Source organism: Hymenobacter sp. DG25A (assembly GCF_001280305.1).
GTDB lineage: Bacteria > Bacteroidota > Bacteroidia > Cytophagales > Hymenobacteraceae > Hymenobacter.
Window position 1 is genome coordinate 2,532,288 of the sequence record NZ_CP012623.1, and the last position, 21,576, is coordinate 2,553,863.

General features: G+C 58.9%; 14 protein-coding genes. 7 read left to right on the forward strand and 7 right to left on the reverse strand.

The genetic code is table 11. The annotated features are described in order from the left end of the window. Positions 1–169: 169 nt before the first annotated feature. The 4 genes from AM218_RS10855 to AM218_RS10870 all read right to left on the reverse strand — a co-directional run bounded on the left by AM218_RS10855 (position 170) and on the right by AM218_RS10870 (position 5,718). The gene (locus AM218_RS10855) at positions 170–2,920 is read right to left on the reverse strand and encodes an alpha-L-rhamnosidase-related protein (RefSeq protein WP_082318186.1); all 2,751 of its coding nucleotides are present in this window, start codon (positions 2,918–2,920) and stop codon (positions 170–172) included. Between the two features lie 61 nt (positions 2,921–2,981). After that, entirely contained in the window at positions 2,982–4,184 is a 1,203-nt protein-coding gene (locus tag AM218_RS10860) for a threonine synthase (RefSeq protein WP_054413883.1), read from the reverse strand. A gap of 65 nt (positions 4,185–4,249) precedes the next feature. Further along, positions 4,250–5,155, reverse strand: coding sequence for a LysR family transcriptional regulator (locus AM218_RS10865; protein ID WP_054413884.1), 906 nt, complete (start codon positions 5,153–5,155; stop codon positions 4,250–4,252). Positions 5,156–5,190: 35 nt separating this feature from the next. Continuing rightward, entirely contained in the window at positions 5,191–5,718 is a 528-nt protein-coding gene (locus tag AM218_RS10870; protein ID WP_054413885.1) for an RBBP9/YdeN family alpha/beta hydrolase, read from the reverse strand. A gap of 150 nt (positions 5,719–5,868) precedes the next feature. Between AM218_RS10870 and AM218_RS10875 the strand changes: the two genes are divergently transcribed. Both AM218_RS10875 and AM218_RS10880 read left to right on the forward strand, forming a co-directional pair. Further along, positions 5,869–11,391 (forward strand): alpha-2-macroglobulin family protein, encoded by a 5,523-nt coding sequence (locus tag AM218_RS10875; RefSeq protein WP_054413886.1) that lies wholly within the window; start codon positions 5,869–5,871, stop codon positions 11,389–11,391. Between the two features lie 28 nt (positions 11,392–11,419). Further along, on the forward strand, positions 11,420–11,899 hold the full coding sequence (locus tag AM218_RS10880; RefSeq protein WP_054413887.1) for a hypothetical protein: 480 nt from the start codon (positions 11,420–11,422) through the stop codon (positions 11,897–11,899). A gap of 340 nt (positions 11,900–12,239) precedes the next feature. Here AM218_RS10880 and argH read toward each other — a convergent pair whose 3' ends face one another. The 3 genes from argH to argB form a co-directional block, all read right to left on the reverse strand. Next, entirely contained in the window at positions 12,240–13,541 is a 1,302-nt protein-coding gene (gene argH, locus AM218_RS10885; RefSeq protein WP_054413888.1) for an argininosuccinate lyase, read from the reverse strand. A gap of 215 nt (positions 13,542–13,756) precedes the next feature. After that, complete coding sequence (locus AM218_RS10890; protein WP_054413889.1) at positions 13,757–14,827, reverse strand: M20 family metallo-hydrolase; 1,071 nt, start codon at positions 14,825–14,827, stop codon at positions 13,757–13,759. Then, positions 14,815–15,597, reverse strand: coding sequence for an acetylglutamate kinase (argB, locus tag AM218_RS10895; protein ID WP_054413890.1), 783 nt, complete (start codon positions 15,595–15,597; stop codon positions 14,815–14,817). The genes AM218_RS10890 and argB overlap by 13 nt, the downstream gene beginning before the upstream one ends. A gap of 644 nt (positions 15,598–16,241) precedes the next feature. Here argB and AM218_RS10900 point away from each other — a divergent pair. The 5 genes from AM218_RS10900 (at position 16,242) to carA (ending at position 21,494) form a co-directional block, all read left to right on the forward strand. Then, complete coding sequence (locus tag AM218_RS10900; RefSeq protein ID WP_054413891.1) at positions 16,242–16,826, forward strand: GNAT family N-acetyltransferase; 585 nt, start codon at positions 16,242–16,244, stop codon at positions 16,824–16,826. Next, positions 16,826–18,013 carry an argininosuccinate synthase gene (gene argG / locus AM218_RS10905; protein ID WP_054413892.1) on the forward strand — a complete coding sequence of 396 codons (1,188 nt, stop codon included), beginning with the start codon at positions 16,826–16,828 and terminating at the stop codon, positions 18,011–18,013. The genes AM218_RS10900 and argG overlap by 1 nt, the downstream gene beginning before the upstream one ends. Beyond that, the gene (gene argC, locus AM218_RS10910; RefSeq protein ID WP_054413893.1) at positions 18,003–18,983 is read left to right on the forward strand and encodes an N-acetyl-gamma-glutamyl-phosphate reductase; all 981 of its coding nucleotides are present in this window, start codon (positions 18,003–18,005) and stop codon (positions 18,981–18,983) included. The genes argG and argC overlap by 11 nt, the downstream gene beginning before the upstream one ends. A 171-nt stretch (positions 18,984–19,154) precedes the next feature. Further along, the gene (locus tag AM218_RS10915) at positions 19,155–20,330 is read left to right on the forward strand and encodes an aspartate aminotransferase family protein (RefSeq protein WP_054413894.1); all 1,176 of its coding nucleotides are present in this window, start codon (positions 19,155–19,157) and stop codon (positions 20,328–20,330) included. Positions 20,331–20,414: 84 nt separating this feature from the next. Continuing rightward, the gene (carA, locus tag AM218_RS10920; protein WP_054412240.1) at positions 20,415–21,494 is read left to right on the forward strand and encodes a glutamine-hydrolyzing carbamoyl-phosphate synthase small subunit; all 1,080 of its coding nucleotides are present in this window, start codon (positions 20,415–20,417) and stop codon (positions 21,492–21,494) included. The last annotated feature ends 82 nt before the right edge of the window (positions 21,495–21,576 follow it).

Sequence of the window (21,576 nt, forward strand, 5' to 3'; positions counted from 1 at the left end):
TGACATAGCACCCTTATAAAGCATAGTCTTTTTATAAAAACATGTATTCAATTCTCTTTTTACCTCCTTCAAAATACAACACCCCCTGAAACCGATAATCTTCGGCTTCAGGGGGTGTTGAGAGAAACTGGTAGCGCAGGGCGGCCTCAGCCGTTACGGGGGTTTGTTGTTATGGCAGCCGGGTGAGGCGCAGGTGGTCGAGCATGGCCTGATTCACCTCTCCATTCATATTCTCATTAGCGGGCTCAAAGCTGAGGGTGAGCGTGGCCGTGCCTTTGCTCAGGCGTACCGTAATGGGATTGGTATAGCCCCAATCTGACCACTCCTCTACCCCGCGCTGGGGCAACACCACCGTTCCCAGCTGTTGCTTGCCCTGGCTGAGCGTGCGAAAAGCGCACTTGTTACTGGTATTGATGGGGCCGTTGCCGTTGGCGTAGCGGAAATCCACGGCGTACAGCCCATCGGCGGGCACGGGCACGCGTAGCGTCAGGCGACGGTTCTGGGTTTTACTGATTTCCACAAAGCCCGGGCCGGTGGCGCCTTTGTAATGCTTACCCGATTTCTTAGCTGCTGTTTCTACCTCCACGGTGCTGCGGAACTTGTCCGGCTCTACCGCCAGCGGCTCACTTGCAAAGCTTTCGGCCTTATGGGCATCCACAGCAATAACCTGGTACTCGGTGTAGCTCTGGGGTGCCGATACCGGGAACACTGGCTCCGTAGTACGGCCGGCAAACTGCCCGTTGCGCAGAATCTGGTAAGCCGTAGCCTCTTCCACCCGCGCCCAAGCCAGGCGGCCGTTGGCGTAGCGCACGGCGGGCGTCATGGGTGATACGTGGTGCGCTACTTTATTCTGGGAAGAGGCAGCAAAAGCGAAGCCCGGCAATTCAATTTTGATGTCGTGCGGGCCGGTGAGCGTGGCCAGCACGGCGGCATCGGGCAGTGGCTGTCCGTCCAGGGTAATGGTGCGGATACCCTGGCCAAAGCCCGTCATTTCAATATTCAGCACCGCCTGGCGGTATTTGAAACCGGTGAGTTTGCGCGTGCCCTGCAGTGCCTGGGGCACAAAGGGCTGGAACACGAGGCGGTCGGTCTGAAAATCCATCCCAAACAAGCCCTTATACACCAGCGCCAGCGAGCCGGACAGGCTCCAGAGCATGTTGCTGCTGTTAATTTGAGTGCCGGCAAAGTCGCCGTTGCTGGCCACAAAGTTTTCCTTGTTGGTGAGGAACAGTGCAGTGGGCCTGCTTACAGCCATCAGGCTTTCCATAAAGGCCGTTTCATTGCCGGTTTTGGCGGCGGCCAGGCCCCAGTAGCTCTGCACAAAGGGCCACACGGCGTTATTATGGTAGGGCGGAATGCCCGAAATCTGGGGGTAGATGCAGGGAATGCCGTAGTCCATCACGGGGGTATGGGCCATTACCGTTTGGGCCCGGCTGCCTTCCGTGGCGCCCCACAGCACCGTCAGCGCCTCGCCCAGGGCCTCCGCTTTCGGCGACACGATGGCGAAGTTGCGGCCGTAGCGGTACTGCGCGTAGTAGCCTTTAACCTCCAGCCACAGGTGCTGGTTAATTCCTTTTTTGATGTTTTCGGCCAGCAGCCTGTGCATAGCAGCCACCGCCTTTTGACCCAGCTTATCGGCCATCAGGGCCAGCACCTGGTTGGCCTGGAAGTGCACGGCATTGGTGCCCAGGTTTTCCGACTGGTAGATATCTGCCGGCTGCATCCACTTCGGGTAGGTCTGCTCCCGCCAGTCCAGGAAGGAGGACTCCCCGCGCACCAGGCCGGTGGTGGCATCGTAGGCGTTGCGCTCATCATCTTCAATAGACTTTTTGATGATGGGATAGGCCTTGCGCAGCCAGGCTTCGTCGCCGGTGGCTTTGTAGATTTCCCAGGCGGCGGTGGCCCAGATCATTCGGTCCGTAGAGCACGGATAGGCGCCGCCGGTGCCCGTGTCCTGAATAATGCGGCCATCGGGCGTGACCTTGCGCAGGAGGCTGGTTTTGGCTACTTCCGGCTGCAGGGCAGCTTGGGCCAGAATGATGCTGTAGCTGATATCCCGCGTCCAAACCCCGGCCCACTCCTGGCCGGTACGGAAGGTACCATCGGGCTCTACGGCACGCCTGGCTTCTTCCAGGGCCAGATTGTAGAGCGCATCCAGCAAAGGATAGTCAGAAGAATACTGAGGCATTCCGGACGTATCCAGCGTCTGCTTCCACTGGCCGGCGGTGGATTTGGCGTCGGAGTGGGCATTCAGCACCACGGTGGTTTCGTAGATGCCGTTGCCGTCGGGGTCCTTCAGCTCCAGTTGGGGCTTGTTGATGAGGTTATCGAAGTCCCAGCTCAGCGGGGCCGTGTTGCCTGCCACAAATACCTTCTTGAAATCCTGCTTGTAGAGCTTCTGGCCGTTGTAGAGCTGGTAGTAGCCTTCCTTCTCAAAGGCCGCCAGCACGGGGCGCAGATCCAGCCGGATTTTCAGCGGGGTGTTGGGCGCCAGGTAGGTATTGGCCGGCACAGCCGTTTGGCCTACATACTGCTTCCCGAACACGATAACCGGCGTTTCCAGACCCGCGCCGCCAGCCTGCGGCAGGGCCATAAACACGTGGTCCTGGCCGGGCTGCATTTCGTTGTCTTTGCCGTTGAGGCTGAACTTGAAGTTCACCTGTGGGCTCTGAAACTCGTTGGCCGGGCTCTGGTAGTTGGACGTCAGCTCGGTGCGGGAGCGGGCCCGGGCCGTATATTTACCCTGCACCAAAGAGTCGCGGTACACGGTATATGCCGCCGACTGCCACACGGGCGGCGCCACCTGACTGGCGGGAGAAGACGAAGTAATGGGAGTAGTCGGGGTTTTCGACATCTGACACGAACCCAGCAGGCCCAGGGCCAGCAGGAAACCGGTGGAATAAGAACATGGAGCGTGCATACGGCAAAGTAACCAGATTCCTGCTGTTCCAGAACCTGCCTGCCGGAGCGCACCACGCCGCTTACCCCTGATACCGGCCTTCTACATTTTCCAGGTACTTCTGGGCCGAGCCGGTATTCAACAAGACCACCTGCTCCTGGGGCTGTATACTGCCGGTTTGGAGCAGATGGCGGGCGGCCATCCAGACGGCGGCGCCTTCCGGCGCCACAAACAGTCCCTCGTGCCGGGCCAGCTCGCGCATGCCTTCCAGCATCTGCTCGTCCGTAATGCTGATAGCCGTCCCCCGCGACTCCTGCAGCACGCGCAGCATCAGGGGCTCGCCCAGGGGCCGCGGCACGGCCAGCCCATTGGCAATAGTGGCCTGGCCCATATAGGTGTGGCAGTTGGCCTGCCGCCCGGCCAGCGTTTCAATCAGGGGGCAGCAGCTGGCAGCCTGCACAGCTACCATGCGAGGCAGCTTGGCATCAGCCGGCAGCCAGTCCAGGGCCTGCATTTCCTGAAAAGCTTTCCAGATACCGATGAGCCCCGTGCCACCGCCCGCGGGGTATAGCAGCACATCAGGCAGCTGCCAGTTCAGCTGCTCGGCCAGCTCGTAGCCCATGGTTTTCTTGCCCTCCAAGCGGTAGGGCTCTTTCAGGGTTGAAACGTCCAGCAGGGCATTATCGGCGTTCAGCTGGCGGACCAGGGCCGCGCAGTCGTTGATGAGCCCATCCACTAGGTGCACCTCGGCGCCATACCAGTAGCACTCCTCCTGAAAGGCTTTGGGCGTGTGCCGGGGCATCACTACCACGGCGCGCAGGCCCGCCCGGGCGCAGTAGGCGGCCATGGCTACCCCGGCATTGCCGGCCGTGGGAATAATGCAGCCGGTAACGCCCAGCTCTTTGGCTTTGGAAATGGCCATACTCAGGCCCCGCGCCTTAAAGGAGCCGGTGGGGTTCTGGCCTTCGTCTTTCAGCAGCAGATTAGGTAAGCCATGGTGGGCACCCAGCCGGGGCAGCGCCAACAGCGGCGTCCAGCCTTCGCCCAGGCTCACCCGGTTTGCCTCATCCAAAAGAGGCAGGAGCGGCCGGTAGCGCCACATGGAATTCTCCGCCTGGTTAATTCCCTCCGTGCGGGAAAGCGGCTCGTGCAGGGCATAATCTACCAGTAAAGGCTGGCCGCAACAGGGCGAAACATGCTGCAAGCTGAAAGCCGAGTAAGGCGTTTTACAGGCTGCGCAATGCAACTGCTGAAGGCGGGTAGTAGTATCGAGGAGAGTGTTCATAGCGCTTGTATCAACGCAAAACTCTCCGTAGCCTATTCCGAAAACAAATGGCTATTTGGAATAGCCTATTCCAATTTAGAATAGTGACGCCGGGCAAACTGCACGAAGTTTTTGTACGGCACATTGTTTTCCGTGCCTTTACGCTGCACAAAATCAAAGTGACGAATCAGGTTCAGGTCGCGCACGGGCACTTCCATCAGCTCGCCCGAAGCCAGCTCTTTCATCACGGCCTGCCGGGGCAGAAAAGCCAGACAGGTATCTACGCGCACAAAGTTCTTCAGGGCCTCGGTGCCGCCCAGTCGCACTTTTACCCGCAAATCGGTGAGCTTAATGTGCCGCGCGGCCAAGGCTTCCTCCAGCACCGCCAGCGTGCCGGACCCCGATTCGCGCAGGGCCACCGGAATCTGCCGCAGGTCCTGCGCTACCAGCCCTTCCCGGTGCAGCGGATTGCGCGCTGAGCAGACGGCTACTACTTCGTCCGTCAGCAGAGGCGTGTACGTTACGTTGCTGACTTTATGGATGCCTTCAATAATTCCCAGGTCAATTTCATGCTCCAGCAACGCTTTCAGGATGTTCTCACTATTGCGGTTTTTCAGGGTGAGTTGCGTGTTCGGAAACTTGCCCAGGTAGGCCGATAGCACCGGCGGAATGATATACAGCGAAATGGTGGTGCTGGCCCCGATAACCATGCGCACTTGCGGCGAGAAGTCTTTGCTGAGCGTGGTGAATTCCTGGTGCAGCTCATGCTGCAGCTGCTTGGCCAGAAGCAGCTTTTGGTACAGCAGCTCGCCGGCCGACGTGAGCACCACGCTATTGCCGAGCCGCTCAAACAAGCCGGTTTTGTAGTATTCTTCCAGCGCCTTTACCTGCTTGCTCACCGCCGACTGGCTCAGAAAGAGCGTCTGGCCGGCTTTAGTAAAGCTCAGCTCCCGGGCTACTTCCAGAAAGATTTCGTGGGCGTGGGAAAGCATGGTTACTGTACTGCAATAAGCTGCCGCCGGATACTTTATTTTATGAGTTCCCGCAGCAAGGCATGCCCTTCCGGCCACAAACCCAGTCCCGAATCGGAATTGAGGTGCCCCTTGGCTCCCACATTCACCAAACGACTGCCCCAGGCCTGGGCAAAGTGCTGAGCACGGGCCAGGGTCACGTATTCATCGTTGGTACTGGCTACTACTATGCTGGGGAAAGGAAGCTTCTGCAGCGGCATGGGCGCAAAGCCCACGGCTTCGGTCGGGAAATCCGGGCGGTCTACGTCGGCGGGGCCTACCAGCAAAGCTCCCGCAAGGGTCAGCTGCGTGGTACGGGCCCAATGCGCCACGGTAGCGCAGGCTAGGCTGTGAGCGGCTAGTACTACGTTGGGGCCGGCGGCCGCTACTGCTGCTTCCAGCTGCATAACCCAATCGGCATAAACCGGCTGGTCCCAGTTGTGCTGCTCTACGCGCCGGTAGCCGTAATGCTGTTCCCACTGGCTTTGCCAATGTAGCGGGCCGGAACTGCCCAGGCCGGGAACTGTGAGAATAGTGCTGGACATAAAAGGCTGATGAATAAGCAAAGGTAGAAACCTTGCTACTTCCGCATGAAATAGGATGCCGGTTATCCTTGGGTATTATATCCCTCTAAATCCATATTCATTCCTCATTTTCTATACCTTTCCGCCGCTATCCTTCCTATTCCCTATTTCATGTTGCGTCGGATCCTTTTTCGCCTGCCTCTGCTGGTGTTGCTGGCCCTGTTGGTTGCCTGCTCCAAAACCGGTTCCACCTCCGGCTCCGATGCCAACGGCGAGGAAATTGACCCATACCAGAATCTGGTATTTCAGTTTGACGAGGATGTGGTAGGCAAGGACCAACAGGACCGCTGGGACACTATTCAGTACGTGAAGTTTGAGCCCGCCGTGCGCGGCAAATTCAAGTGGACCAGTGAGCGGGAGCTGATTTTCTCTCCTCTTACCCCTTTCCGGCCGAGCACCACCTTTACCGCCGAGCTGCTGGCCGAAAACCTGCCCGCCGACAAGCGCAGCGTTTCGCTCCCCGAGAACCGCCGGAAATTTCATACGCCCTATCTGCAGCTGAATCCGCCCCAGGCATTCTGGGGCCGCTCGGCGCGGGCTGCCGGCACGGCGGAAATGCGCGTGGAGCTACCCTTCAACTACCCCGTACGCCCCACGGATGTCAAGCCTTTGCTGCGGCTCACGCAGGATGGCCAGCCCGTAGCCTTCGAAGTACCCAGCGCCGAGCCTGGCCAGAGCATCAGCGTGCACCTTACCCAGCAGGTGCGCACCGGCAGCCCGCTGACGGTAGCGCTGGCCCCTGGCCTGCACGCCGTGGGCAGCGACCAGCCCACCGCCCGCGACTACTCCGCCGAAGTAACCGTACCCGACCCACAGGCCCTGGAGGTGCGCTCCATCACCGGCAATATGGAAACCGCCGAGGCCACCATTACCATTCTCACCAACCAGCCTGTCAGTCAGCAGGAGCTGCAGAGCAGCCTCACGGTAACGCCGCAGGTGCCCTTTCAGATAGAGGAGCTGGAAAGCGGCGTGGCGCTGAAAGGCGGGTTTGAGGTGGGCAAAAGCTACCAGATAACGCTGCGCCAGGGTCTGCGCGGCGCGCTGGGCGGGCAGCTGGCCGAAACCACCACCCAAACCGTGAGCTTCTCCGATGAGCGGCCCAGCATTCAGTTTGCCTCCGCCGATAAAGCCATGTACCTCGATGCCCTGGGCACGCGCAACCTGGGCGTGCGCATCAACGAGGTAGCAAAAGTGAAAGTGACCATTGCCAAAGTTTACGCCAACAACATTCAGCAGCTGTTGCGCGGCGGCCCCCAATACGGCTACCCGGAGTACGATGAAACGGCAGGCGAAGAAGGTGAGGAAGGTGAATACGTAGACCATTCCTTCCAGTATTACGATGTCGAAACTCTGGGTAACGTCCTCTCTGAGCGCACCTATACCGTGGACGGACTGCCCAAAGAGCAAGGGCTGCGGCTCCTGAATCTGAGTCTGAAAGACCTGGAGTTTTCGGGCGGTATGAAGGGCCTGTACATTGTGAAAGTGCAGGACACCGAGCGGCAGTGGCTGCAGGTGAGTAAGCTGGTGACCGTGTCGGATATCGGGCTGATTGTAAAGCAGGGCAAGGCCGGCAGCACGCTGGTTTTCGCCAATTCCATCCGCAATGCCCGGCCGCTGGCCGGCGTGGAAGTGCGCTATGTGAGCACGAATAATCAGGTCATCGGCACCGGTATCACCAACCGCGAGGGCGTGGCCAGATTCGACAGCACGGCCGCCAACAGCCGCTTTAAGCTGGGCATGCTGGTGGCGCAAAAGGAGGCTGATTTCACGTTTCTGGACCTCACGCGCAGCCGCGTAGAAACCTCCCGCTTTGAGGTGGGCGGCCTGCAAAGCAATGCCGCCCGCCACCAGGCCTTCCTCTACGGCGACCGGGACCTGTACCGCCCCGGCGACACCATCCGCACCAACACCATTATCCGCACCGAAGGCTGGAAAAACCCGCCGACCAAGCTCCCCGTCAAGATTCGGCTGCTGCTGCCCACCGGCAAGGAGTACGCCAGCCTGCGCAAGCAGCTCACCTCGGAAGGCACCTTCGAAGCCAGCTTTATCCTGCCGCCCAGTGTGATGACGGGCATCTACACGCTGGAAGTACTGACCGGCAACGACGTGCTGCTCACCTCGCGCAAAATCAGCGTGGAAGAGTTCATTCCCGACCGCATGAAGGTGACGGTGAAAACCGACCGCGCCGTAGCCAAGCCCGGCCAGACCGTTTCGGCCCTGATTACCGCCCAGAACCTCTTCGGCCCGCCCGCCGCCGACCGCAAGTTTGAAGTAGAATTCTCGCTGAAGGAAAAGTCCTTCGCCCCCAAAAACTACCCCGACTACACCTTCGCCATCAACAGCGGCGAAAAGCAGCGCGGCAGCTACGGCGAGCAGGAATCCACCCCGATTTCAGCCCGCTTTGAAAAGACCATGCGCGAAGGCACCACCGACGCCAACGGCCGCGGCACCGCCACCTACGAAGTGCCTGATTACACTGACCTCGGCACGCTGGAAGGCGCGGCCTTTGCCACTGTGTTCGATGAAACCGGCCGGCCTGTAAACCGCCTCGCCACATTTGAAGTGCAGACCCAGCCAGTGATGTTCGGGGTAAAAAACATGGACGAGCTGGTAGCCACGCGCACCCAGCTGCCGGTGCGGCTGGTGGCCCTCACGCCGGCCGGCGCACCTACCACGGCCCAGGCCCGCGTGCAGGTGGTGCGCCTGCTCTGGGAAACCGTAATTGAGCGCCAGGGCGGCCGCTACATCTACAACTCGCAGAAGCGCGAGCAGGTGGTGCTCAGCCGCACTGTAACAGTTCCCAGCGGTGGCGCCGATGCCGGCCTCAACTTCGCGCCCAACTACTCCGGCGAGTACGAAATCCGGGTTTCCCGGCCCGGCGCCAGCACTTATGTGGCCCGGCGCGTGTACGCCTACGGCTACGGTGATACGCAGAGTAATTCCTTCGAAGTAAACAACGAGGGCGAGGTGACTATTGAAGCCGATAAAGCCAAATACCAGCCCGGGGAAACGGCCCATCTGCTGCTGAAAACACCCTTCCCCGGCCGCGTGCTGGTAACCGTGGAGCGGGACAGGGTGCTGGACCATTTCTACGTGAACACCGACGAGAAATCGGCCCGCGTGAGCATTCCTATTCGCGCCGGCCACGTGCCCAATGTGTACGTAACGGCCACCGCCATCCGCGAAATCAAAGACAACCGCCTGCCGCTTACCGTGGCCCGGGGCTTTGTGCCGCTGATAGTGGAAAAGCCCGAGGCTAGGCTGAAAGTCGCCATCAAAGCGCCCGCGCAAAGCCGCTCGCAAACCTGGCAAACCATTGAAGTCAGCACTGCGCCTAAAGCCAAAGTGACGCTGGCGGTGGTAGACGAGGGTATTCTGCAGATGAAGGACTACCGCACGCCTGACCCACACGGCTACTTCTACCAGAAGCGCACCCTGGAAGTGCAGGCCTACGACGTGTATCCCTTTCTACTGCCCGAGCTAGGTACCAGCAGCACCGGCGGCGACGTGGGTGACCTGGCCCGCCGCACCACGCCCGTACCCAACCGCCGCGTGAAGATGGTGGCCAAATGGAGCGGCGTACTCACCGCCGATGCCAGCGGCAAGGTGCGCTACAAAGTGCGCGTACCGCAATTCAGCGGCGCCCTGCGCATCATGGCTGTGGCTTATAAAGACGATGCCTTCGGCTCCGCCGAACACACTATGCGTGTGGCCGACCCGGTAGTTATCAGCACCGCTCTGCCCCGCTTCCTCAGCCCTGGCGACACGATTGTTATGCCCGTTACGCTGACGAATACGACTAGTAAGCCCCTAGCTGGCATTGCGAATGTAATGCTGGATTTAAACGGCCCATTGGAGGTCGTCAATGATGAAGACATTTCGGACAAGACACTGCCGAACAGCAAGTCACAAGCAGCCAGCTTGCAACCTGGCGCAGAAAGACGAATTCTATTCCGACTTTTTGCCAAATCCCGAATCGGAAATGCTTCCGTTACGATGAGCTTTAAATCGGGGAACGAAACCTTCACCGAAACCATCGAACTACCCATACGGCCCGCCTCCCCACTGCAGAAGCGCACCGGCGCGGGTGTGGTAGCAGGTGGTGCCAGTCAGCAGTTGAATCTAAAAACTGATTTCCTGCCTTCTTCCCTGCGGAGTCAGCTGGTGGTGAGCCGCTCCCCGATGACGGAGTTTGCCCGGGATTTGCGCTACCTACTGCAATACCCCTACGGCTGCCTGGAGCAAATCGTATCGGCGGCATTTCCGCAGCTGTATTACGGTGATTTGGCCGCCACGCTGGGGCAGAAAACCGGTACTTCGAAGGCGGGTATGTTCAATCCAAACTACCACGTGCAGGAAGCCATCCGTAAGGTAGAAGCCCAGCAGATGTACAACGGCAGCCTCAGCTACTGGCCCGGCGGCGACTTCGACAACTGGTGGTCCACGGCCTACGCCGCTCACTTCCTGCTGGAAGCCAAGCAAGCCGGCTTTGCCGTGAATGAGCCGGTACTGGACCGGGTGCTGCGCTACCTGCAGGCCCGCGTGCGCAAACGGGAAATGGAAACCTACAACGTCATCCTCACCAGCGGCCAGATTCAGCCCCTGGCCCAGGCCAAGCGCGAAACCGCTTACTCGCTCTACGTGCTGGCCCTGGCCGGCCGCCCCGATGCCACCGGCCTGAACTACTACAAAGCCAACCGCCAGCTGCTCACTTCCGATGCGCGCTACCTGCTGGCCGCTGCGTTTGCCCTAAGCGGCAACCAGCGCGGCTACCAAAGCACGGTGCCCAGTCGCTACAACGCTGCTCCCACCGCCGCCGCCCGCGAGCTGGGCAACTCCTTCTCCTCCCCCATCCGCGACCAGGCCCTGGTGCTCAACGCCCTGCTGGCCGCCGACCCTGGCAACCCACAAATCCCCGGCCTGGCCCGCGAGTTAAGCCGGCAGGTAAAGCGGGCCAGCTGGCTCAACACCCAGGAGCGCGCCTTCTCCCTCTTGGCTCTAGGCAAGCAGGCCAGGAAAAACGCCGGCAGCACCGTAACCGCCAGCCTGCTGGCCGACGGCAAAGCCATTGGCAATTTCTCCGGCAAAGACCTCACCGTAACCAACGTGGCCAACCGGCAGCTGGCCCTCCGCACCCAGGGTCAGGGCAGCCTGTACTACTTCTGGGAAACCGAAGGCATCAGCCCCAGCGGGCAGGTGCGCGAGGAAGACGCCTACCTGCAGGTGCGCCGCACCTTTCTCACCCGCACCGGTCAGCCCGTAGGCGCGCCCACCTTTCGTCAGAACGATTTGGTGGTAGTCAAAATCACCCTACAGGCCCCCGGCGCGGCCGGCGAAATCAAGAACGTGGCCATCACCGACCTGCTGCCCGCGGGCCTGGAAATCGAAAACCCACGCATCGGGGCCGTGCGCGAGCTGGCCTGGGCCACCGATGCCGCCCAGCCCGACTACCTAGACGTGCGCGACGACCGGATTAACCTGTTCACCACCGCCACCGCCCAACCCAAATCCTTCTACTACCTCTGCCGCGCGGTATCCAAAGGCACCTTCAAGCTAGGCCCTGTGAGTGCCGATGCTATGTACAATGCCGAGTACCACAGCTATAGCGGGGCGGGCGTGGTGCGGGTGCGGTAGCGTTTGTTTAGTACTGTATTCCAGGCTTATGAATTGGGTAAACACCTTTATCTATTCCGGCACCCTGCTTCTGCTTGGCCTGATCTGTCTGGCTTCTTTTTTAATCATTCGCCGCTTATTTCAGCGCTACTGGACCCAACAAAAGCATCCTAACCTTCTGGCTGTTCTCACCACTTTTTTGGCGGTGCCTTTGCTCTGTGCAGTGGGTTTATACTTAGCCCTTCGCACCTACTTGTATTATCCGCAACGGGACTTTACCACCAGCGGCTGGACAAGCAATGCCACAAAGCGCTATGAGATGGTGAAGGACTTGCAGACGACACACCCGATTATCGGCCTAACCGAATCCCAAGTAGCCGCCTTGCTCGGCCAGCCTGATCTTAAGGAGGGAAAATATTGGGCATATTATATAGGCATAACACCAAAACTTGGTTCTATTGACGGGGATGCTCTGGCCCTGGAGTTTCAGAATGCAATAGTGGTGCGCTACCTAGTGCGCCAGGACTAAGTGCATGCCTGGAAATGGTCATGCTGAGCTTGTCGAAGCATCTCGCTAGTGTGGTAAATAGTTACTACCACAACAGCAGCACGCGAGATGCTTCGACTGCACTCAGCATGACGGAAGGGAGTTTTACCAAAACCCAAAATCACTCTTAGCAATAGAACAACTAACTATTTCCCCGTTGTTATCCTGAGCTGTGCGAAGGACCTTCCTCTCTGCTAGCACAAAAGTGCTTTTAAAGCACAAAGCCCTTTCCACGCAAACGGAAAAGGGCTTTGTGCATTTATTTTAGCTCATCACAAAGACGAGGAAGGTCCTTCGCACAGCTCAGGATGACAGAGAGAATTTATTCTACCAACTTACTTCCCTGTTTAAACCGCGCCACCTTGGCCTGAATTTCTTCCAGCCCAAGGTTGTGTACACTGCCTAAATGCGTGGTATGAAACTCGCGGTGCGGCACGTAGCTGCCATCTTCCACGGCCTGCCCTACCTGCTTGTAGGCGGTGCGGAACGGTGTGCCAGTTTGGATAAGCTGGTTAATATTTTCGACGGAGAATACTGCGTCATATTTCGCCTGGTTCAGCAAGTCGGGCTTGATTTTTAGCTGCGGCAGGGCGAACAGCACGATGTCCAGAATATCCAGAAACTGCGTCATCGGCTCGAAGAGGATTTCCTTCAGAATCTGGAAGTCCCGGTGGTAGCCGCTGGGCAGGTTGCTGGTGGCCAGCATAAGCGTGTTGGGCAGCGCCTGCAGCGCGTTGCAGCGGGCCCGAATCAGCTCAAACACATCGGGGTTTTTCTTGTGGGGCATGATGCTGGAACCGGTGGTAAACTCCTTGGGCAGTTCCACGAAGGCCAGGTCCTGGGAGTTGTACAGCACCAGGTCGTAGGCCATTTTGGCGAGGGTGGCGGCCATGCCAGCCACGGCAAACGCCACGGTTTTTTCCGTTTTGCCACGCAGCATTTGCGCGCCCACGCTGCTCACAGCCAGGTTACCAAAACCCAGCTCCTGGGTAGTTTGCAACCGGTCTATCGGGAAGGAGCTGCCAAAGCCGGCGCCGGAGCCCAGAGGGTTTTGGTCGGCTACGGTGTGAGCGGCTTCGAACAGGGCCAGGTCCAGCAGCAGGTGCTCGGCGTAGGCGGAAAACCACAGGCCGAAAGAGCTGGGCATGGCGGCCTGAAAATGGGTGTAGCCGGGCATCAGGTCGGTGCGGTGTTGCTCGGCTTTGCGCAGCAGCACCTCTACTAGCTCCAGCGTGCGGGCGGCGGCGCGCTCGGTGTAATCTTTCAGGAAGAGCTGAATGGCCGTCAGCACCTGGTCGTTGCGGGAGCGGGCGGTGTGGATTTTCTTGCCTGCGTCGCCGAATTTCTCCGTCAGGTAATACTCGATTTTGGAGTGCACGTCCTCAAAGCTTTCTTCGATGGTGAACGTGCCGGCTTCCAGCTGCGCGGCCAGCTCCGTGAGGCCCTGTTGTAGCTGCTGGTTTTCGGCTTCGGAAAGCAAGCCGGCCTTGGCCAGCATGTTCGCCTGGGCTTTGGAAGCCTGCACATCGAAGCGCGCGAGGTACATATCCAGCTCCCGGTCGCGGCCCACGGTGAACTGCTCTATTTTCTTATCAACGGCAATGCCTTTGTCCCAGATTTTCATGCTTGGTTATTCGTTACAGCGCAACTGGCCGTGGTTTTATTATGAAAGAACGTCATGTCGAGCTTGTCGAGACATCTCGCGTGCTGACGTTGTGTTGGTATTCCCAGAAGAAGCGGTAGAGATGCTTCGACAAGCTCAGCATGACAGTTACTGTGGCAATGACCCCACGCGAGATATCTCGACAAGCTCGACATGACGGTTAAGATTGGCTCTGGCTACAATTCCAGTCCCGTCAGCAGGTCTACGTAGCCTTGGATTCCCTGGCGGATTTCGCTGAGCAGAATGTACTCATCCGGCGTGTGCGAGCGGGCGGAGTCGCCGGGGCCGATTTTGACGGTGGTGAATGGCATCATTGATTGATCCGACAGCGTAACGGAGCCGAACGTGCGGCGGCCCAGCGCCATGCCGCGCTGTACCAGCGGGTGCTCCGGCGCAATGCGCGAGGAGTTCAAATGCGTGGAGCGCGGCGTCACCTCCGAACTGACGTGCTGGCGCACCAGCTCCACCACTTCCGGGTTAGAATACAGCTCGTTGGTGCGCACGTCTACCACAAAGGTGCAGCGGTCAGGCACCACGTTGTGCTGGGAGCCCGCCTGAATTTGCGTAACGGTCATTTTCACCGGGCCCAGCAACTCCGATACCTTCGGGAAGCGAAAATCCTTCAGCCACTGAATATCAGCCACGGCTTTGTAGAGGGCATTTTCACCTTCCTCGCGGGCGGCGTGGCCGGTGCGGCCGTGGGCCACGCAATCCAGCACCACCAGGCCTTTTTCGGCAATGGCGAGGTCCATTTGGGTAGGCTCGCCTACAATGCCCAGGGCAATTTCCCCCAGCTCCGGCAGCACGCTGCGGATGCCTCCCGCCCCGGAAATTTCCTCCTCGGCCGTAATGGCGCAAATCAGGTTGTAGGGCAGGTTTTCCTGCTCATAGAAATGCAGGAACGTAGCCAGCAAGCTTACCGCTGAGGCGCCGGCATCGTTGCTGCCGAGGCCCGTGAGCCGGTCCTCTTCCACCACCGCGCCGAATGGGTCGTATGTCCAGGTGGCGCCGGGCTTCACGGTATCGTGGTGGGAGTTGAGCAGGATGGTGGGCTTGGCGGGGTTGAAATGGCGGTTGCGGGCCCACACGTTGTGGCCTTTGCGCTGGGGCTGCGCTCCATGGCGCGTCAGAAATGCCACCAGCAAATCGGCCGTTTTCGCTTCTTCCCGGGAGAAGGAAGGTGTCTGAATCAGCTGAATCAGCAGCTGAATGGCCTCTTCGGCCAGCGAGGGGCTTACTGCTGACATAGGATGGTTTTGACCGGCTCGTTGATCTTCAGTGCATTTTCAATAACCACACGCTCCACACCGGCGGCCAGGGCGGCAAAGGCATTATCGAGCTTGGGCACCATGCCGGCCGCAATAACGCCTTCGGCTTTCAGCTGCTGATACTGCTCCGCTGTGATGCGCGGAATAACAGATTGCTCGTCGTTGATATCAGCCAGCACGCCGTCTTTCTCGAAGCAGAAGTGCAGCTCCACTTCGTACAAATCGGCCAGGGCGCGGGCCAGGGTGCTGGCAATGGTATCGGCGTTGGTATTCAGCAATTGGCCCTGGCCATCGTGCGTAATGGCGCAGAATACGGGTGTGAGGCCGGCGCGCAGCAGCTGATTTACCAGCCCGGTGTTGATGCTGTCCAGGGGCAAATCCCCCACAAAACCGTAGTCGATTTCCTGTACCGGGCGCCTGGTGGCCCGGATGGCGTTGCCATCGGCCCCGGATAGGCCCAGCGCATCTACCCCGTAACTCTGGAGCAGGGCCACTATCTGCTTGTTGGTTTTGCCGGCATAGAACATGGTAACGATATCCAGCGTGGCGGCATCGGTAATGCGGCGGCCCTGCACCATCTTCGGCGCAATGCCCAGATCGGTGAGCATCTGGCTGGCTCCTTTGCCCCCGCCGTGCACCAAAATCTTTTGTTCGGGCACCTGGGCCAGCTCGGCCAGGAAAAGCCGTAGCTGCTGCTCATCATCGATGATACCGCCACCAATCTTGAATATTTTCAGGATGTTACTCATTATCGAGGTGAAAGAAAAATGGCGCGCACGGCACCAAAACGCCCAAATTTCTATTTAAAACGAGAACCAGCGGCAGTATGATATTTTACTGGCCGCTCATTTTTTTTGGACTGATCCAGCAAAGTTTCCGAAAAAAAACGTCTAGTTTTGCAACGATTTCAGGGTCTAACGCATTTTAGACGCAGAAACCCATCCACCGCCCTGCGGTACTGGTCCTTGTCATGATTCGTCTCTCTTCTATTGCCCTTACGCGTCGTACTGCCCTACTGGTGCGAATAATGCCAGCTTAACCGCTGGCTTGCAATACCTCGTCCTGCGTTCCTCAGCGAACTGCGAACCGACGAAGCCCGCTCGCGTAAGAGCGGAGGAACCTAAAGAGAAATCCACGACAACTGACTGACACGAGTGTAGGCCGAAGAGTTTATTTCCAACGCGGGTGAAAGTATGTCCCCGCCTGGCGCGACGCTAACGCGCGTCTTCGCTCCGCTATCCTCCTTTTTTTCTGGCACGTTCCCCGGTTACTGCTCCTTCCCGGAAGTGGTTGCGGCAACTCCGTCTGCGGACGGTTTGCCTCCGTGCATCTGCTATTTCCCTCCGATATTCTGCCGTTTCCGCTCCGGATAGGCCCCATCGTCACTTTTCCCATGATTCTACGAGTTGCGAATGCTGCCGACGCGCAGTATGTGGAAACGCTTTGTCAATGGTACGAGCAGTCGGCCAAGCAACGGGGCGTGGGCATCGCCAAGCGCGACCCCAACTATCTGATTAAGAAGATGGAGCGCGGCGACGCCATCATTGCCTTTCTGGATGACCAGCTGGCTGGCTTCTGCTACATCGAAACCTTTGAGGACAACAAATTTGTCGTCAACTCGGGTCTGATTGTGAACACCGAGTTGCGCAAGGAAGGCCTGGGCCGCGCCATCAAGCACCGTGTGTTTGAGTTGTCGCGCACCAAGTATCCGCAGGCCAAAATCTTCGGCATTACCACCAGCGGACCGGTGATGAAGATCAACAGCGAGCTGGGCTACCGCCCGGTTACATTCCAGGACCTTACCCAGAGCGACGACTTCTGGAAAGGCTGCGGTAGCTGCAAAAACTACCAGATTCTGCAGGACAACAACCGCAAAATGTGCCTGTGCACCGGCATGGTCTACGATAACCTCAACGACCAATTTGCCCAGCAGCCCCAGGAAACCATCAACTTCATCGAAGAACCTCAACAGCACTAATGAAAAAGGTAGTTCTCGCCTACAGCGGCGGTTTGGATACGTCTTTCTGCGTTGTGTACCTCACCCGCGAGCTGGGTCTGGAGGTGCACACGGTTATCGTCAACTCCGGCGGCTTTTCCGAGGAAGAGCTGGCTGCCATCGAGAAGCGGGCCTACGAGCTGGGCTCCACGAAGCACGAGGTAATTGACGTGACCCAGCGTTTCTACCACGACTGCCTGCGCTACCTTATTTTTGGCAATGTGCTGAAGAACGACACCTACCCGCTGAGCGTCAGCGCGGAGCGGATGTTCCAGTCGCTGGCTTTGGCCGAGTACGCCCGGGAGCACAAGGCCGACTACATTGCCCACGGCAGCACCGGCGCCGGCAACGACCAAGTGCGCTTCGACGTGGCTTTCTCGGTGATTTCGCCCAACACGGAAATCATCACCCCCATCCGCGACCTGAAACTCTCGCGCCAAGCGGAAATTGACTTCCTCAACAAACACGGCTTCGAGATGAGCTGGGAAAAGGCCAAATACTCCATTAACAAGGGTATCTGGGGCACCAGCGTGGGCGGCGTCGAAACGCTGACCTCGCATCAGGCTTTGCCCGAGTCGGCCTACCCCACCCAACTCAGCGAAACCGAGCCTACGAACATTGAAGTAACCTTTGAGAAAGGCGAGCCAGTAGCGCTGAATGGCAAGGCTATGAACCCAGTGGAGCTGATTCAGGCGCTGAATGAGCTGGCCGGCGCCTACGCCATTGGCCGCGACACGCACGTAGGCGACACCATTCTGGGCATCAAAGGCCGCGTGGGCTTCGAAGCCCCTGCGCCGCTAATCCTGCTTAAAGCCCACCACCTGCTGGAAAAGCACACGTCCTCGCGCTGGCAGCTGCTGCACAAGGACTACGTGGCCAACTGGTACGGCACGCTGCTGCACGAGGCCCAGTACCTCGACCCGGTGATGCGCGACTTCGAGGCTTTCCTCACCTCGTCGCAGGAGCGGGTATCGGGCAAGGTGTTCGTGACGCTGAAACCGTACCAGTTCGAGCTGCAGGGCATCGAGTCGAAATATGACATGATGCGTTCCAAAGTGGCTACCTACGGCGAAGAAAACGACGCCTGGGACGGCCGCGACGCCAAAGGCTTCATCAAAATCTTCAGCAATCAGCTGCGGATTCACTCCTCCTTCAACGATGAAAATTAAGGTTGGCATCGTGGGCGGCGCCGGCTACACCGCCGGGGAGCTGATCCGTATTCTGCTGCACCACGAGTTTGTGGAGTTGGGCGGCATTGTGAGCTCCTCTAACGCCGGCAACCCCGTGTACCAGGTACACGACGACTTGGTGGGCGAAACCGACCTGGTATTTGCCTCGGAGCTAGTGGGTGATGAGGACGTGGTTTTTCTGTGCCTGGGCCACGGTAACTCCAAAGCGTGGCTGGAAAAGCACGAGCTGCCGGAAACCACGCACATCATCGACCTGAGCAACGACTTCCGCCTGGAAGCCGACGCCGAGTTTCATGGCCGCGAGTTTGTGTACGGGCTGCCGGAGCTGAATAAAAGCCGCATTCAGCAGGCCCAGAGCATTGCCAACCCCGGCTGTTTTGCCACGGCCATACAGTTGGCCTTGCTGCCGCTGGCTCAGGCCGGCAAGCTGACGGATGATGTGCATGTGTCGGCCATTACGGGCTCCACGGGTGCGGGCCAGAGCTTGTCGGAGACGGTGCACTTCTCGTGGCGCACGAATAACGTGTCCATCTACAAGCCTTTCACGCACCAGCATCTCGGCGAAATTGGGGAAAGCCTGGCACAGCTGCAGACGCCGCTGGAGCTGGACATCCACTTCATTCCCTACCGCGGCAACTTCTCGCGCGGCATTTTCGCCAGCGTTTATACACCGTCGGACCTGACGCAGGAGGAGGCGCGGGCGCTGTACCAGAAGTTCTACGCCGATGCGCCGTTCACAACGGTTTCGGACAAGGAAATTCATTTGAAGCAGGTAGTAAATACTAACAAATGCCTGCTGCACGTGCAGAAATTCGGCAAGCAGCTGCTTATCACCTCGGTTATTGACAATCTGGTGAAAGGCGCTTCCGGCCAGGCAATCCAGAATATGAACCTGCTCTTCGGCCTGCCCGAAACGACGGGCTTGAATTTGAAAGCAGGACTGTTCTAACCCACTAGAACGTCATTCCGAGCGCAGCCGAGGAATCTCGCGTGCTGACGTCCGGATTACTACTGCAACATCAGCACGCGAGATTCCTCGGCTGCGCTCGGAATGACGTTCTTTTTCTGATTTCTGACGACTGCCTCTAAGTTCTAACCTCTCAGCTGTCACTTCTATACTATGGAGCTTTTCAACGTATATCCGCTCGTCAACATCACGCCGGTAAAGGCGCTGGGGGCAAAACTCTGGGACGATAAGGGCCAGGAATACCTGGATTTCTACGGCGGCCACGCCGTTATTTCCATCGGCCACAGCCATCCGCACTATGTGCAGCGCCTCACCGAGCAGTTGCAGAACATCGGTTTCTACTCCAATTCGGTGCAGATCCCGATTCAGCAGGAGCTGGCGCACAAGCTGGGGCAGGTATCGGGCTACGAAGAATACTCGCTGTTCCTGTGCAACTCCGGCGCCGAGGCCAACGAGAATGCCCTGAAGTTGGCGTCCTTCCACACCGGTAAAAAACGCGTGGTAGCCTTTAAAGGCGCTTTCCACGGCCGTACGTCCGGTGCGGTAGCCGCTACCGATAATCCAAAAATCGTAGCCCCCTTTAATGCTGACCACGCCATTTCCTTTGTGGAATACGACCTGGCGGCGGTAGAGCAGGTGCTGCAGGGCGGCGACGTTTGTGCGGCTATTATCGAGCCCATTCAAGGGGTAGGCGGCATCATCATGCCTTCTGATGAGTTCCTGACTGGCTTAGCCGCGCTGTGCAAGCAGTACGGCGCGCTGCTGATTGCTGATGAAGTGCAGAGCGGCTACGGCCGTAGCGGCAAGTTCTTCGCGCATCAGCACGCCGGCATCCGCCCCGATGTCATTTCGGTGGCGAAAGGCATGGGCAACGGCTTCCCCATCGGCGGCATCCTGATTGCGCCGGAGTTGAAAGCCTCCTACGGCCTGCTGGGCACCACTTTCGGCGGCAACCACCTGGCCTGCGCCGCCGCCCTAGCCGTGCTGGAAGTTATTGAGCAGGAAAACCTGCTGGCCCATGCTACTGAAATGGGCCACTACCTTCGCTCGGAGCTGGAAGCCAATGCCGGGGCTGAGGAAATCCGGGGCCGGGGCCTGATGGTGGGCATTAAATACGACTTTCCCATCAAAGACGTGCGCGACAAGCTGCTGTCGGAACACCACATTTTCGTGGGCAATGCCTCCGATCCTACGGTCCTCCGGCTGCTGCCGCCGCTGAACATCTCGAAAGCGGAGGTTGATCGGTTTTTGCAGGCGCTGTATACACTTGTAGCGCTGAGCTCCAGCTCGGCGCACGAGCGCAGCGAGTATGTGGAACCGCACCGTTAGGACAATTCCCAACCACCTCATCACATTCTAACGCGAGGAACTCGCTCCGCTCGTACGCCGAGCCGGAGCTCAGCGCTACACCCAATGACCCAAACAGTAAAACTCATTCTGGAAGACGGCACCGAACTCGAGGGCCAATCGTTCGGGGCCTTTACCTCGGCCGCGGGCGAGGTGGTGTTCAGCACGGCCATGACCGGCTACCCGGAAAACCTGACCGACCCCTCCTTTGCCGGCCAGATTCTGGTGCTCACCTACCCGATGGTCGGCAACTACGGCGTGCCCGGCGAGGAGCTCTACGAGTCGATTTCCCGGATCTTCGAGTCGGACAAGGTGCACATTGCCGGCCTGGTCGTCAACTACTACTCCCAGGAGCACAGCCACTGGAACGCGGCCAAGAGCCTGGGCGACTGGCTCAAAGAGTATAACATCCCCGGCATCTTCGGCGTCGATACCCGCATGCTCACCAAGAAGCTGCGGGAGAAAGGCGCGATGCTGGGCAAAATTGTAGCGGAGGAAGATGTGCCCTTCCACGACCCCAACCTCGATAACCTGGTGGCCCAGGTCAGCCCCACCCAGGTCACCCGCTACGGCCACGGCCAGCATAAAATCGTGCTGGTGGACTGCGGCACCAAGACCAACATCATCCGCTGCTTTCTCGAGCGCGACGTGGAGCTCATCCGCGTGCCCTGGGACTACGACTTCACCACCCTGGAATACGACGGCCTGTTCCTCAGCAACGGCCCGGGCGACCCGAAGATGTGCACCGCTACCATCCAGCATCTGCAGCAAGCCCTGCAGCAGGACAAGCCCATCTTCGGCATCTGCCTGGGCTCCCAGCTCATGGGCCTGGCCGCGGGCGGGGACACGTTCAAGCTCAAGTACGGCCACCGCAGCCATAACCAGCCCGTCAGGCTCACCGGCACGCAGCACTGCTACATCACCAGCCAGAACCACGGCTTCGCCGTCGACCCGGCCACGCTGCCGGCCGAGTGGCGCGTGCTGTTCGAGAACCTGAACGACGGCACCTGCGAAGGCATCCGGCACGTGTCGAAACCGTTTTTTTCGACGCAGTTTCACCCTGAAGCCGCCGGCGGCCCCCAGGACACGGAGTTTCTGTTCGATGACTTCCTGAAGGCAGTGGCCGAGTATAAAGCCGGTAAATAGCCGCTCTAACAGGCCGGTCGAATTTTTTAAAGATTAGTCTTCTGCTCCCAAAAAAGCATGGGGCAAACCCCACGCGCACCTA